This window comes from Bradyrhizobium sp. MI1.7 (assembly GCF_055811795.1).
This window is the reverse complement of record NZ_JBVVPO010000123.1, coordinates 1-12732: the sequence shown is the minus strand read 5'-3', so window position 1 is coordinate 12732 and position 12732 is coordinate 1. Positions and strand designations below refer to the sequence as shown.

The window sequence follows — 12732 nt, the reverse complement described above, 5'->3', positions numbered from 1 at the left end:
AAAGCCGACCGACCGTCAGCCCACAACCGCCGCCGCCTGACCGGCCCCGGCCGTCACCAAAATTTGGCGATAGCTCCCCATACGGCGGGACGGGGCAATCTTAGACGCGACCGCAGCCGCCATGGCCCAATAGAAACCGTGAACGACAGCGCCCACCGTGCGTGCCAACAGTAGCCCTTCGAAACTGTGAGAAATCATCGCCGCAACATTGGTTGCGGAAAGAATAAGCATAAAGGCGATGAGTAACGGCTTGCGAGGAAACTTCTGAAGCAGAACAGGCGACAACAGAGCGCTCGCAGCACCGATCCAGCCATAGAGGCTCACGATGAGCCCGACCGCTGCCTGATCGCGTCCTAGGTCGCGAGCAATCTGAGACAACAGCCCGATAGGTGCTAACTCTGCCGAGACACTATCAAACGAGGCGATGCCAGCACGATGACGGCGAGCCAGATGCGGAGCGAAGAATCTGTACCGTCGCTCGTCATTATCGGACCCCAGAGTGAGAAGATTCCGGCCGTCTCATGTTGTCGATGATTAGCCGGTACTTGTTATTCATGAACGCGGTCCTGAGGCTATTGTCTGCCACGGTCAGTTGCTCGTCCGCGGTCAAGCCCATTGCCTCCGTCGATCGGACAACGAGTGTCGTCCAAGCACTCCGGAAATATGCCGGGTCGTCGGAGTCGACCTTGAAGTAGAGGCCAGCATGCAGAGCCGAGAAGATTGTGCTCTTCGAGCGGAGGAAACACCTTCAGTTCGACTTTGAGAGTGGGCACACCGCAAGGGCAATGCCCTTCTCGGGCAAGGCGTCGCATCAGCCGCGGATCAGCCTCACATTGAACGCCATGATCTATGCGGCCGACGTCTAGCCTGCCGATCGCCGCAGCCACATAGTCTGACGGGCCTTCTTCGCCAGCATGCGCCGTCGTCTTCCATCCGAGCGTGTGGGCCTGTGCAAAAACTACGGCAAAAGGCGAAGGAGGATATCCGTTTTCCGGTCCACCAAGCCCAGGCGTCAATATCCTGGCGTGCCAGGGCCGCGCCATCTCGACAGCGGCGAAAGTGTCAATCGGTATTGGACTGGGACCCCCGATTGGGTCCAAAGGGGGCTCTGACGCAATTTTGATGCAGCACTGGCCATGTGGTGCCGAGCAGCCGAGCCTGCAGCAAGTCGAGCTTGGCGTGTCGTACATTTTGCGCTTGACTAGTTTGAGCTTGGTGATCGGGCCCTCTGTCTTTCGGTTGGACCAAAACGTTGTGATCGCTGCGCTGACGGCGGCCTTGTCCTTAATGACGCCGCTGGCGAAAGACATGAGGCTTGCGCATGCTCGTTCCAACCATGGTCCAAGCTCTCCGTGAGCCTTGTTGCGGATCATCGCATGGAAAGCGCCTATGATCTCTCGAGCTTCCGCCAGGAGAGGAGCGCCTTGCTCAATCGCCGCAATGGTGACGGTTTCTGACTTTGATTGAGTATCGCCGCCATTGGTCATCTGGCGGGCGATCGTTTCTGTACTGTCTCCGCGAGACTCTCGGGTAGGAGAGTGATCTGTCGTCGCCGCTCGAGGTCGTGGATGATTGCTCCGTACCGCTGATTGCGGCGCCATGCCCAATCCTCGATGCCGATAACGCTCGGCGCAGCAAAGGGCTGATACCCGCGCCTCCTAACCACCCGAAGCATTGTGTCGTTGCTCACGGGCAGCATAAGTCGTCGTCCGTGAAGAATTCGGAAGCGATTGATCTGTCGCAGTGATTTGACGCGAGCAAGTATTCGATTTTGCAAGAAAGCCGTGGGTAGGTCCTGGTTTTCTTGCGTTTTTGGATTCCGGATTGGGCGGCTTCGTGATTCCTTTGACGGCGAGATTCGCTGTTGGGGAGAACCCATGAGCCATCCGCGCGACGATCGTCAGGACGATCTGTTTCGTCCATCTCTGGAGAAGATCATCAACCTTCGCCATCCGTTGGTGCGTCTGGCGGCGGAGATCGATTGGGACTTCCTGGCGAGACGCTTCAGTTCGGTCTGTCGCCTCGGGCCGGGGCAGCCACCGTTGCCGACACGATTGGTAGCCGGACTATTCATCCTCAAGCACATGCACAATCTCTCTGACGAGGCGCTGTGCGACAGGTGGGGTCGAGAACCCGTATTTTCAGTATTTCTGCGGCGAGGTGTTGTTCCGGCACGACATGCCATTCGATCGCTCGTCGCTGACCCGCTGGCGCCAGCGGCTGGGTGAGGAGCAGATCGCCGCGCTGTTGCAAGAAAGCCTCTCGGTGGCGCATCGAACTGGGGCAATCGAGACCAAAGATCTCGAGCGGGTCGTTGTGGATACCACCTTACAGGAGAAGGCGATCGCGCATCCGAGCGATGCGCGGCTCATGCACCGGGCGATCGAGAAGCTGGTCGGTTTGGCCAAACGCGAGAGCGTCGAACTGCGCCAAAGCTATCTGCGCGTGGCCAGGCGCGCCGCCATCATGGTGGGACGCTACACGCATGCCCACCAGTTCAAGCGTGCCCGGCGAGAGCTCAAATTCCTGCGCACCCGGCTTGGCCGCATCATCCGTGACATCAGACGCAAGATCGAGGGCGACCCTGCGCTTGAGGATCGCTTTGGTCCGCTGCTCGATCTCGCCCACCGGGTTCGCCATCAAGAGCAGCGTCAGCGCGGTCCCAAGGTCTACTCGTTGCACGCCCCCGAGGTGGAGTGCATCGGCAAAGGCAAGGCCCGGGCACCTTACGAATTTGGCTGCAAAGTCTCGATTGCCACGCCTGCCACCGCGCCCAAAGGCGGGCAGTTCGTACTGCATGCCAAGGCCCTGCACGGCAATCCCTATGACGGCCACACGCTCGGTCCCGTCATCGCCGACCTCGAAAAGCTCACTGGTGTTGCAGCGCGCCGCATCCACGGCGACAAGGGCTACCGCGGCCACAACTATCCCGACCGGTTCAAGGTCTGGATCAGCGGCCAGGTTCGCCGTGTCACCAAAGCCATCCGCCGCGAGATGCGGCGTCGCGCCGCCGTCGAGCCTGTGATCGGCCATCTCAAGGACGACCACCGAATGCGCCGTAACCATCTCAAGGGTCGCGACGGCGACCGCACCAACGCCGTGCTCGCCGCCGCCGGCTACAACTTCAGCCTGCTCCGCCGCTGGCTCACCGAACTTTTATGCGGCCTGTTATGGATACTCTGTCGCCACCTATCGCAACCACACCTTGCGTAAAACGGTGCTCAGGGACGTTCTTCACGAACGACTAAGTCCACGGGCAAAACGCGCCGCCGGGCGGCCTCCCAAGGCAAGGCCAGGGTGATGGACGATCAGATCGAGCCAGCTCGTTCGCCGCGCCCACCGTGCCAGAGCGCGGTCATCGAAGCGCTCGGTGAAAATACGCAGGCTGCACAGAATGGTAACGCAGCCGAAGCGGCGCGCCACGACCACTAGGCGAACCTGCCTCCCGCCAGCGGCAGATCGGTTAGGGCGCTGATATTGGCTATGTATTCGCCTAGAACTGGTCCCGCAGTCGGAACCGAAACTCGTGCCCCTCGTGGGGGAGGTACGGTGACGGTTGTGCGCCACTCCAGCCGCGAGGTACCAGAGCCGATGGATGTAGGGCTCGTTGCATCATATAGTTTCCTTCGTGAAACCAACGCGAGCCGGCGCTTGAACTTCATGAAAAGTGAATTCAGAGCCCGATTGGACGCCGGATTACCCCGAATACGGCCTTGTTCCATGCCGAAACACGAGCGCTCTCCCTTAGACGCAAGCCACTGAATGTACTCAGCCATCTGGTTGGAGATTGCTACGACAATGCTCTCGGCGAAACCATCAACGGTCTCTACAAGGCCGAGGTGATCCACCGGGGCGCACCATGGCGCAGCTCCGAGGCCGTCGAGCTGCATCGCTTGTACGTGTGGACTTGTCCTCCTGGCGTGGGTTAGCCATGTCGTTTTCCATTACTGCAGGTTGATGACTTACTACCACTAGTCGCCCGTTTCCGAGTGCTTCTGGTCACGCATACGTCTGAAAAAGCGGCTCTACTCATAGCGAAGTCCTGCGCAGAACGAACCTACCATTTCTGGTAAGAGCTCGGCCTGCCTTGCCGCTCGCACACTAGAAAATCGATTCCATGAAACCTGCGATGCTGGAGTCGGCTGAATGGGTGGAACGGACGGGCAGTTGGTGGATTCCTCGTTTGCGGTCGGCGAAACGAGGAGCTGTATTATGGCTGGAGGGCGGCGAGCGGTCCAGTTGGCGATGGCCGACGAAGAGATCGCAGCATTGGCGGCTCTTTCGCGGTCGAGAACTGAACTAGCGAACCGGGTCTCGCGGGCGCAGATGCTGCTGGCGTATCGCGAGAATCCGTCGTTTTGCGCAGTAGGTCAAAGACTTGGAGTCCATCATCAGACGGTGCAGCGCTGTGTCGAGCGAGCGCTGGCGATGGCCCGCTGGCCGCCCTTGACGATCGCCCCCGCCCCGGCAAGGAACCAACCATCACGCCTGAGGCCAAAGCCTGGTTGGTGTCGTTGGCGTGTGACAAGGCGAAGGACCACGGCTATCCACATGAGTTGTGGACGACGCGGCTGTTGGCGCGCCATGCGCGCGAACACGGGCCGGCTGCAGGGCATGCATGCTTGACCAATTTGGTCCTTGTGCAAGACCCTCGGCAAGGAGGAAATCAAGCCGCACAAGGTGCGCTACTATCTTGAAAATCGCCATGCTGAGTTCGAACGGAAGATGGCCGAGGTCCTGTGCGTCGTGAAGTCGCAGTCCTGAAAAAAGCCCCTGCCAAGTCGAAGAGACGGGGAAAGCCGGTGGCGATCGTGTCGTGCGACGAAAAGCCGGAATCCAGGCCATCGCAACGACGGCGCCGGATTTGCCGCCCGAACCCGGCATCCACGCCGGCTTTGCGCGCGACCACGAGTACAAGCGGCACGGCAGGCTCAGCCTATTGGCCGGGATTGATCTGCTCACCGGCAGAGTTCACGCTCTCGTCAGAGACCGTCACCGCAGCCGCGAGTTCATAGAACTCCTCAGACTTCTCGATGCCGCTTATCCGAGGAGCACCCGATCAAATTGATCCTCGACAATCATTCCACGCACATCTCGAGAGAAACCAAAGCCTGGTTCGCTACCCGACCAAGCGGGCGCTTCGAGTTCACCTTCACGCCCAAGCACGGCTCGTGGCTCAACCTCATCGAGGGCTTCTTCTCCAAGTTCGCTCGTTCGGTCCTGCGCCACATCCGGGTCGCATCAAAACATGAGCTCAAGGAGCGCATCATGGCCGGTATCGACGATGTCAATCGCCACCCCGTCATCCACACATGGTCTTATAATGTCAATCGCCCTTTAATTGCGGTTTGTTGTCAAGTTTACATTTCTGAACTCGCCCACGGCACGGTGGTAGTGCTCGCGCCGTCGGAGCTGGTCCGGGTTGCGGAGACGGCGCGGGCGCGGCTGATACGTGCTTAGCCGGCTAGGCATTGGATCGCCGGGGCTGGTTGATGTCTTCGCTGGGGTCATGGTCCTTTCCGAGGTCGCGCAGCGCCTCATGATGATGTCCGGGTCGGGCGCCTCAACGTTTGCAGCGGAGTGCGGTCGAGGCGCCAGCAGCCGATTGACCGAGGTCGCCACAACACCGTCCCAGCGGGACATCGCCAGTCCGGCAGACCGGACCAGGAATTTTACAAGATCTGATCAGGCTTCCTTCGCCTGGTCCCAATCGAACGATGTGCCGTCGCCCCAGATACAGTGAAGAACAGGCGATTTTGCGCGCGATGGCGACCTTTGCCTTTCGCATGCCATTTCGCTTGGCGAGCTTCATGCCCCAAGCCTTGAGAGAGGACAATTTCTTCGTTCGATAAAGCAGGACGGTCGCCGCCTCGTACAGGTAAGTTCGGAGAAGACGGTCGCCCCATCGTAATATCTTGCCATTGATGTCAGTTTCGCCAGACTGGTTGCGTCGAGGCGTAAGACCCAGATAGGCGCCGACGCTTGATGCCGATCGGAAGCGCGATGGGTCGTCGATCGTATGGCGGAAGGTCAAGGCGGTCACCACGCCGACACCAGGAACCGTCATCAGGCGGCGCGTCGTCTCATCCGACTTCGCCAACTGGCGGACTTCGTTATCGAACTTGCTTTGCGAGACATCCAGCCCAACATATTGCTTCATAGCCCACTCCGATTTGCGAGATTGCGGGAAGGCTTGAAGATAGCGGACCTTTCAAGCCGCGGGCGCCGACCGCAATTACGTCATCGTTTGCAAATTTGACCCGTCGTATTGCCGCATCAGCGAATGTTACCCTGATAGCTCAATTGCCGATGACGATCCGATGTCGACTGATCGGCCGCGCCAAGTGGCTTTCCCGGCTTGCTCGACGAGAGGGGCTGTGGGCGGCTCGGGCTATGGGGCAGCGGTCGTGGCGGCGCCGAGCGGCTCCTCCGCGACCAATTGCTCGGCCGTCTTCCGTCTAAGCGTCCTGAGCAGCCGCTGCACGATCGAATGCTGTCTCGTTCCGAACTCCTCGGGGTATTTCTCGCTCAGCCGGCCGACGATGGCGAGTGCAGTTAACTGCGGCTGCTAGACGAGCCAACCCTCGATCGCAGCAATATGCGGGTCGAGCTTGGACGGCATGCGAACCCTCTTATAGGGCCGACGGGTGCGCCGGTGCGTGGCACGCGGCTCGGCGACCGTCGCCGTCTTGCCGAGCGTCTTCGCGAACGTCGCTGCGGTCGCCGGCGCGGTGCTCGTGCAAGCGGGTTGCAGGCCACGCCTGTCCGGCACGACGATCGACGCGATTGCCGAGTTCGTCCTGGGTCGCGCGAATCTCGGCCAACAGCCCGACCGGATCGAGCGAGCGATACTGATCGCGCAGCCCTTTCTTCACGGCCGCGGTCACCTTGGGATGCGCCAATGCGCGCTCATAGGGCGTCGACGGGGGATGATAGCGCTTGATCACTTTAGCCCCTTCGCGGCGCTTCTCCTTCAGCTTGAACGACGGCTGGAAGAAGTTGACGTAGAGCCATGCCTCCGCATAGAGGCGGCCCATCACGCGCGCCGTCTCGACGCCAACGAAGCGGCCATAGCCCATGAGGCGGCGGACGACCGCACCATTCTTCTGCTCGACGAACGCCTGATCGTTCTTCTTGTACGCGCGCGAGCGTGTGACCTCGAGCTTCTGTTCGCGGCACCATGGCACGACGACATCGTTCATGAAGGCGCTGTCGTTGTCGAAGTCCACGCCGCGCAAGAGCCAGGGGAACAGGCTCTGGGCGCGGTTGATCGCCTCGACGACCAGCGAACCCTCCCGCGTCAGCAACGGCAGGCACTCCGTCCAGCCCGTGGCGACATCGGCCATCGTCAGGGTCTGGATGAACGAGCCGGCCACCGACGTGCCGCCATGCGCGACCAATCAACCTCGCAGAAGCCGGGTACCGGGCTGTTCCAGTCATTGAACGTGCGGATCGGGACTTCGCGCCGGATTGCCGAATAGAATCCGGCACGGCGCCGCCTGCCGCCGCTCGCCGTAATCTTCACATCGACGAGCAAGCGGTCGATGGTTGCGGCGCTGATCGCCAGAACAGGATCACGGTCGGCCTCACCAAGCTGGAATCGGCCATGTTGCTCGTGCGCCGGCAGCAAGGTCGGGATCATCACCTTGAGCCGCTTACCGCATACCCGATCCGACGCCTCCCACAGCGCCGTCATCGCGTCCTTGATCGTCGCGCCATATCTGCGCTTGCGCTCTCCGGGCGCCTCCATCTTCTCCGGTCCAACCGTTGCGCTCCGCCGAAGCGCGCGCACCGCATGCTTGCGATGCCAGCCCGTCTTCGCGCACAACTCGTCGAGGATCCGCCCCTTCTCACCTCGTTTGGCCGACCGGTAACGCTCCGTAACCGCAGACACCACCTCGCGCCGGGCGCCCATGCTGATCTTTCCCGCCATAGACGCCACCGAACCAATTCGATGGCACCGACCCAATCGTCGGCGAGAAGTTGTCCAGTAATATTCTGGATGAGGCAATGCGGGTCAGTTCAGCGTCTCCCAGGACACTCGGGGAGCCGAAGCATGCGAAGCGTCTACGAATTCCGCTCAATTCGCCTTTCGCAACATCGGCGTGAGCAGCGGCGAGCAACCGTGCTGTATCTTTCCAATAATCTTGAACCCGTGACGTTGGTAAAAGGGAATGTTTTTAGGATTCGAGCTTACGAGGTGGGCAGCGATGCCCTGCTCATCACATCGTTGAAGAGCGTATCTCATCAGCAATGTACCGAGCCCTCGTCCGACCCAGCTCGGATCGACAGCGATGAGGGGCAAAAACCAATGTGCCTCGGAGGGATGATGTTCGGCGATTCCCTGGCGCAGATGTGCCATATGTTCACTGATTTCCGGGCGCAGTGACCGCGCCATGATTGCGTCCAGCGCATCCTCATCCTGATGGATGCGCGGAGGTAGCCACAGGGCGGCCGCCCGACTTTCTCCCGCGACGTATGCTGTGCCATGCTCGAATGCTCGCCCGCCACAGGCCTTGATGAACTGAGTCATACTGCTAACGTATTGCCCGGGGTCCGGCCAAGTCCAACGCATCAACGGATCGGCGGCAAAGCCGAGGACGATTGTCCAGACGATTCTTGCTCGCATGCTTGCGTTCGCTGAGGTGACGCCCGGCTCAGCTGTCATGATGGCGCTTTCGAGCGCAGAGCTGTGAATTTAGAGCGCAGCACCGATACCTCTGGACGTGAGCTGAATGGATGTACCCTCGAGGACTCATCGGCGGATGAGCATTTGCAAAGTGATCTTGTTTCGCTGGATGTCGCGAGTTGCATTCGCTCGAGCAGTCTACGCACGGCAGGATAGTTAGCAACCTGCCAGGCCAGGTAGGTGCTTTGGCATTCCTTCTAAACAATGTCCCCGCCCTAAGGATTACCCGCAGCCAACTTCAATACTGGCTAGCCGACTAAACGCCAAGCTCGCCGTCGCCATCCGCTGGACGTCCTCACGCTGGCAGGGTGTGACGCGCTTTGTCGATGATGGCCGCATCGAGCTCGACAACAACATCATCGAACGTTCGATCCGTCTGATCACGCACAGCCGGAAATGCGCTGTTCGTGAACGGAGCTTCGTTACGGCGCGCTCGCTTGGCTTCGCCGTGCAGCATCGCGTTGGCGTCGCCTTCGTTCCCGCATGCGTCGAACCGGCCCTATCGAAGGCATCGGCGGCAGAGTCGCGGCTGGCGCCGGCTCCTCGGCCGCGAGGACCTCAGGCAGCTCTCTTGCTTGTTGAGCGGGTGCGGGCCGAGCCTCCTTGATCTCGAGAACCGCGCGTCCCTTATCAGTGACACGCCAGCCGCCGTTCATCCGCTCAATGAGTCCTTGGGAGAAGATATCCAAGTCGGGCACGCGGACTGCCAATCGCTTCGTCCGTTCGGCCCAGTCCGGTCCGCTCGTGGCTAGAATCGCCATATCTCGCTTGAGGTCCGCCATGGCGGCGAATCCGTCTGGATAGCTGACCAGCACCTTGAGAACCGTCACCTGGAAGTTCACTGCCCCACCCGTACCCAGCTTCCGCGAACTTACTCGCTCGATATCTTAGGGGGGTTCGTGAACCTCTGTCGACTCACGCCCTTCATCCCATGGTTTCCGTCGGAGTGCGCGGTGCAAAGATCCTTGCTAGACATGACAATGGCTGATCGATGCCACGTCGGATGGCTCCTTGAACATGTGCTGCTGTTCTCGGCGCCCTCGAGCGCCTTCCGGAGGCGTCGGCGCTGCCGCGGTGAGCGCTCCGGCGGCGTGGACGATGGGGTAACGACAGCGGGCACGAACGTCTGCGGCTCGGGAGCCACAGGGATCGCAACCGGCTGTCGCATTTGCCGGCGCCACGTAAACAGCTGTTGCGGCGACAATCCGTGCCGCCGCGCGACCTCCGATACCACGGCTCCCGGGGCCAGCGTCTCCTCGACGAACCGCGCCTTGTCGTCGGCCGAGAACTGCCGGCGTCGGCCGCTCTCCGTGATGACCTCGACCAGACGAACCGAGGTCCTGGGCTCAAGCATATGTTCAAGCTTAGACACAAGCCGATCTCCAATCAGAGATCGATCATTCCTCGCTCGACGCCTTCAATGGAAGGTGGGACCGAAACAGCGCTTACTGTGCGTGCGTTCCGAGCCGAGAAGCAAGAGCACTGGTTCGCCGGGCTCGAGAGCGCATTCACGACCTTCGGCGGCGTGCCGGAGGAAGCGCTGATGGACAACCCACGCGCGCTCGTGGTGCGCCACGACGCGGTGGGCCGGTCGGTTCAGCTTAACGACAAGCTCATTGCATTCGCGAAGCATTGAGGCTTCCGTCCTCGCGCCTGCGCTCCGTAACGGGCGCACAAAGGGCAAGACGGAGAATGGCGTCGGCTACGTGAAGAAGAACGCAATCGCGGGTCATTCATTTGCGAGCTGGGAGGCGTTCGAGGCGCATCTCGCCAAGTGGGAGCGTGAGGTTGCGAACGTTCGTATCCACGGGACGACCGGCGAGGCGCCGATGATCCGCTTCGCGCGAGACGAAGGGCACCGGTTGAAACCGCTCAGCGGGCAGCCATCGTTCGGATCCTAGCGCGAACTGAGGCGCGTCGTCGGCAACGATTGCGCGGTCGAGATCGATACGAACAGCTACTCTGTACCGTGGCGCCTTATTGCGAGCGCGTGGCGGTAACGGCGGCGGCTGGCGAGGTGCGGGTCCGCCATGGATTGCACCAGGTTGCGGTCCATAAGCAATCGGAGGGGCGCCGGCTGCGGATCGTCGACTCCGCCCATCTCGATAAGGCAGCGAGATCTGACGATCGTCGCTGCTCCTCCAGGGCTTCGGCCATTCGGGTCAAGCCGAGTGCGATCAGCCGTTCATGGGTGGGATGCATCAGCATTGAGATCTCCATGGTTCACTGGAAATAACCCTTACCGCGGATGTTGCGGTGGCGCAGGGGTTGATCGTTGGATGTCTCGTCAAGGAACGCGCGATCAAAGCCGTTCTTGAGAATCGAGTGGATCGAGGCGAGGGAGCGAGCCTTGATGAGGATGCCGCGTCGGCAGGCCGCATCGACGCGCGCATTGTCGTAGCTCCTGGTCAGCGACAGGATGCCGAGGCAGGTACGAAGGCCTTGCTCGGGATGAGGCCTTGCCGCGATGATGCCCTGGAAAAACGCCGCGGCAGAGGGGCCGATCTTCTCGCCGGCCGCGATCAGCCCTCTCGGCATCCACTTACCGTAGCGGCGATGGGCGCTCGGCATATGATCGGCGATCGTGGCATGGCTGCGGCGGTTGGGCGCACGGGCGTGGCTCGCGATCCTCTGACCCCTGTGGAAGATCTCGACGGTCTTGTCGGCGATGCGGACATCGACGAGTTCAGGGATCAGACGGTAAGGGGTAGAATACCAATGGCCGTCGATCTCAACTGGTAGTCAGGGGCGACGCGACAACGCTTCCAGCGCGCAAAGACATACGGCTGGTCCGGCGGTTCTCCCAGCTTGAGACGATCGATCTCGGCGAACAGTTCGGCGCGGCTTGACCCGAAACCGCGCATCTGGCGGGCGTTGAGTACGCCGACCAGGACGTGGATGGCAGCATTCAGTTCCGCCAGGGAAAAGAAGCGCTGATTGCGCAGGCGGGCCAGGATCCAGCGCTGCGCGATCTGGACGGCGACCTCAACCTTCGCCTTGTCCTTTGGTCGCCTTGGCGGCGCCGCCAGGATCGCGGTGCCATAATGGCCGGCCATCTCGGCATAGGTTCGGTTGATTCAGGATCGTAACGATCGGGGTTGGTCACGGCGGCCTTGAGATTATCGCAGACCACGAACTTCGGCACGCCGCCGAGGTACCTGAACAGGTTGGCATGCACGCCGATCCAGTCGGACAGGCTCTCGCTTGGGCACGCCTCGGCGTAGGTGTAGTTCGAGGCCCCCATCGCCGACGACGAACAGCTTCATGGCGCGCACTTCGCCGGTGATGGGATCGAAGATGTCGATGGTGTCGCCGGCGGAATCGACCCGAACACCTTCTCCCCGCCGATGTGGGTCTGACGCATGCTCGGGCGCGCACGCTGCTTCCAGGCCTCGAAGGTCGTGCAAAACCAAGTATAGCCGAAGCCGTCGGGATTGGCGGCGCGATACTCTTCCCACAACAGCAGCCGTGTCACGCTGCGACGGCGCAGTTCCTTCTCCACATAAACCCAATCGGGGGCCGGTCGCCGGTCGCTTTGCGAGGCTGCCGTCGGCGTCGGGAACAGCAGCAGCTCCAGGCGCTCGTCCTCCATGCCCTCCGGCAGCGGCCAGCTCAGCCCGGCAAGGCGGGCACGCCGCCCGTAACCATGGACGACGCCATTGCTCACTCCAACGTCCGCGCGATGAAGCGCTCGGTCAGGCCCTGGCTTCTCTGATCCGGTGCATCGACAATCTCTGGGTAGGCATCAGGCTTCCTCATTGGCTGAATGAGAAATCCGTAGCCCAGTTGAGTTGTCGGCCCCCGGCACCGCCAAAAGGTGCTCACGATCCGTGCTCACGATCGTCTGAAATCCGTGCTCACGATCCCGCGAAACGCGCAACCGACCTGCATAGGGGACGAGGTTGAGACGCTCTGCCTCGAACACCTCCCAGATCGTCTGATCGGCCAGCTCCGGATGGCGATGAGCCTTGGCGTAGGCGATGCATTTGTCGAGCAGCCAGGCGTTTAACTCGTCGAGGTTTTTGAACCGCAGCCGCGGCGTG

The 12732-nt window shown here is 61.1% G+C and carries 12 protein-coding genes and 8 pseudogenes; 8 read left to right on the top strand and 12 right to left on the bottom strand.

What is annotated here, in order from left to right; all coding sequences use genetic code 11:
* Positions 1–15: 15 nt before the first annotated feature.
* The 4 genes and pseudogenes from AC0L3X_RS45065 to AC0L3X_RS45050 all read right to left on the bottom strand — a co-directional run.
* Positions 16–378, bottom strand: coding sequence for an MFS transporter (locus tag AC0L3X_RS45065; RefSeq protein ID WP_439034114.1), 363 nt, complete (start codon positions 376–378; stop codon positions 16–18).
* 194 nt (positions 379–572) lie between these two features.
* Complete coding sequence (locus AC0L3X_RS45060) at positions 573–1043, bottom strand: hypothetical protein (protein ID WP_439034115.1); 471 nt, start codon at positions 1041–1043, stop codon at positions 573–575.
* Between the two features lie 94 nt (positions 1044–1137).
* Positions 1138–1502 (bottom strand): annotated as a pseudogene (locus AC0L3X_RS45055) (ISL3 family transposase); the annotation flags it as partial.
* A 26-nt stretch (positions 1503–1528) separates the two neighbouring features.
* Positions 1529–1708: pseudogene (locus tag AC0L3X_RS45050) on the bottom strand (ISL3 family transposase); the annotation flags it as partial.
* A 169-nt stretch (positions 1709–1877) separates the two neighbouring features.
* Here AC0L3X_RS45050 and AC0L3X_RS45045 point away from each other — a divergent pair.
* From AC0L3X_RS45045 to AC0L3X_RS45030, 4 genes and pseudogenes are all read left to right on the top strand, one after another.
* Positions 1878–3213, top strand: a pseudogene (locus tag AC0L3X_RS45045) (IS5 family transposase).
* 1145 nt (positions 3214–4358) lie between these two features.
* Positions 4359–4697: a helix-turn-helix domain-containing protein gene (locus tag AC0L3X_RS45040; RefSeq protein ID WP_439034116.1), complete on the top strand. Its 339-nt coding sequence runs from the start codon at positions 4359–4361 to the stop codon at positions 4695–4697.
* The gene (locus AC0L3X_RS45035) at positions 4639–4764 is read left to right on the top strand and encodes a hypothetical protein (protein WP_473317504.1); all 126 of its coding nucleotides are present in this window, start codon (positions 4639–4641) and stop codon (positions 4762–4764) included. Before AC0L3X_RS45040 ends, AC0L3X_RS45035 begins: the two co-directional genes overlap by 59 nt.
* 291 nt (positions 4765–5055) lie before the next feature.
* Positions 5056–5460 (top strand): annotated as a pseudogene (locus AC0L3X_RS45030) (transposase); the annotation flags it as partial.
* A 225-nt stretch (positions 5461–5685) separates the two neighbouring features.
* Here the strand turns inward: AC0L3X_RS45030 and AC0L3X_RS45025 are convergent.
* The 4 genes and pseudogenes from AC0L3X_RS45025 to AC0L3X_RS45010 all read right to left on the bottom strand — a co-directional run.
* Positions 5686–6082 (bottom strand): annotated as a pseudogene (locus AC0L3X_RS45025) (transposase); the annotation flags it as partial.
* Positions 6083–6632: 550 nt separating this feature from the next.
* Positions 6633–7400 (bottom strand): integrase catalytic domain-containing protein, encoded by a 768-nt coding sequence (locus tag AC0L3X_RS45020; protein WP_439034117.1) that lies wholly within the window; start codon positions 7398–7400, stop codon positions 6633–6635.
* Positions 7349–7933: a hypothetical protein gene (locus AC0L3X_RS45015; protein WP_439034118.1), complete on the bottom strand. Its 585-nt coding sequence runs from the start codon at positions 7931–7933 to the stop codon at positions 7349–7351. The genes AC0L3X_RS45020 and AC0L3X_RS45015 overlap by 52 nt, the downstream gene beginning before the upstream one ends.
* A gap of 147 nt (positions 7934–8080) precedes the next feature.
* Complete coding sequence (locus AC0L3X_RS45010) at positions 8081–8668, bottom strand: GNAT family N-acetyltransferase (RefSeq protein ID WP_439034119.1); 588 nt, start codon at positions 8666–8668, stop codon at positions 8081–8083.
* Positions 8669–8954: 286 nt separating this feature from the next.
* Here AC0L3X_RS45010 and AC0L3X_RS45005 point away from each other — a divergent pair.
* Positions 8955–9095, top strand: a pseudogene (locus AC0L3X_RS45005) (IS66 family transposase); the annotation flags it as partial.
* A gap of 16 nt (positions 9096–9111) precedes the next feature.
* Here the strand turns inward: AC0L3X_RS45005 and AC0L3X_RS45000 are convergent.
* A complete protein-coding gene (locus AC0L3X_RS45000; RefSeq protein ID WP_473317502.1) occupies positions 9112–9531 on the bottom strand; it encodes a hypothetical protein in 420 nt (139 codons plus the stop codon).
* A gap of 29 nt (positions 9532–9560) precedes the next feature.
* Positions 9561–9938, bottom strand: coding sequence for a transposase (locus tag AC0L3X_RS44995; RefSeq protein WP_473317503.1), 378 nt, complete (start codon positions 9936–9938; stop codon positions 9561–9563).
* Between AC0L3X_RS44995 and AC0L3X_RS44990 the strand changes: the two genes are divergently transcribed.
* The 3 genes from AC0L3X_RS44990 to AC0L3X_RS44980 all read left to right on the top strand — a co-directional run bounded on the left by AC0L3X_RS44990 (position 9897) and on the right by AC0L3X_RS44980 (position 10689).
* Positions 9897–10325 carry a hypothetical protein gene (locus AC0L3X_RS44990; protein ID WP_439035786.1) on the top strand — a complete coding sequence of 143 codons (429 nt, stop codon included), beginning with the start codon at positions 9897–9899 and terminating at the stop codon, positions 10323–10325. The genes AC0L3X_RS44995 and AC0L3X_RS44990 overlap by 42 nt on opposite strands.
* A gap of 70 nt (positions 10326–10395) precedes the next feature.
* Positions 10396–10590, top strand: coding sequence for a hypothetical protein (locus tag AC0L3X_RS44985; RefSeq protein WP_439034120.1), 195 nt, complete (start codon positions 10396–10398; stop codon positions 10588–10590).
* A 6-nt stretch (positions 10591–10596) separates the two neighbouring features.
* Entirely contained in the window at positions 10597–10689 is a 93-nt protein-coding gene (locus AC0L3X_RS44980; protein WP_439035719.1) for a Mu transposase domain-containing protein, read from the top strand.
* Between the two features lie 223 nt (positions 10690–10912).
* Here AC0L3X_RS44980 and istA read toward each other — a convergent pair.
* A pseudogene (istA, locus tag AC0L3X_RS44975) lies at positions 10913–12435 on the bottom strand (IS21 family transposase).
* A 134-nt stretch (positions 12436–12569) separates the two neighbouring features.
* Positions 12570–12732, bottom strand: a pseudogene (locus AC0L3X_RS44970) (IS21 family transposase); the annotation flags it as partial.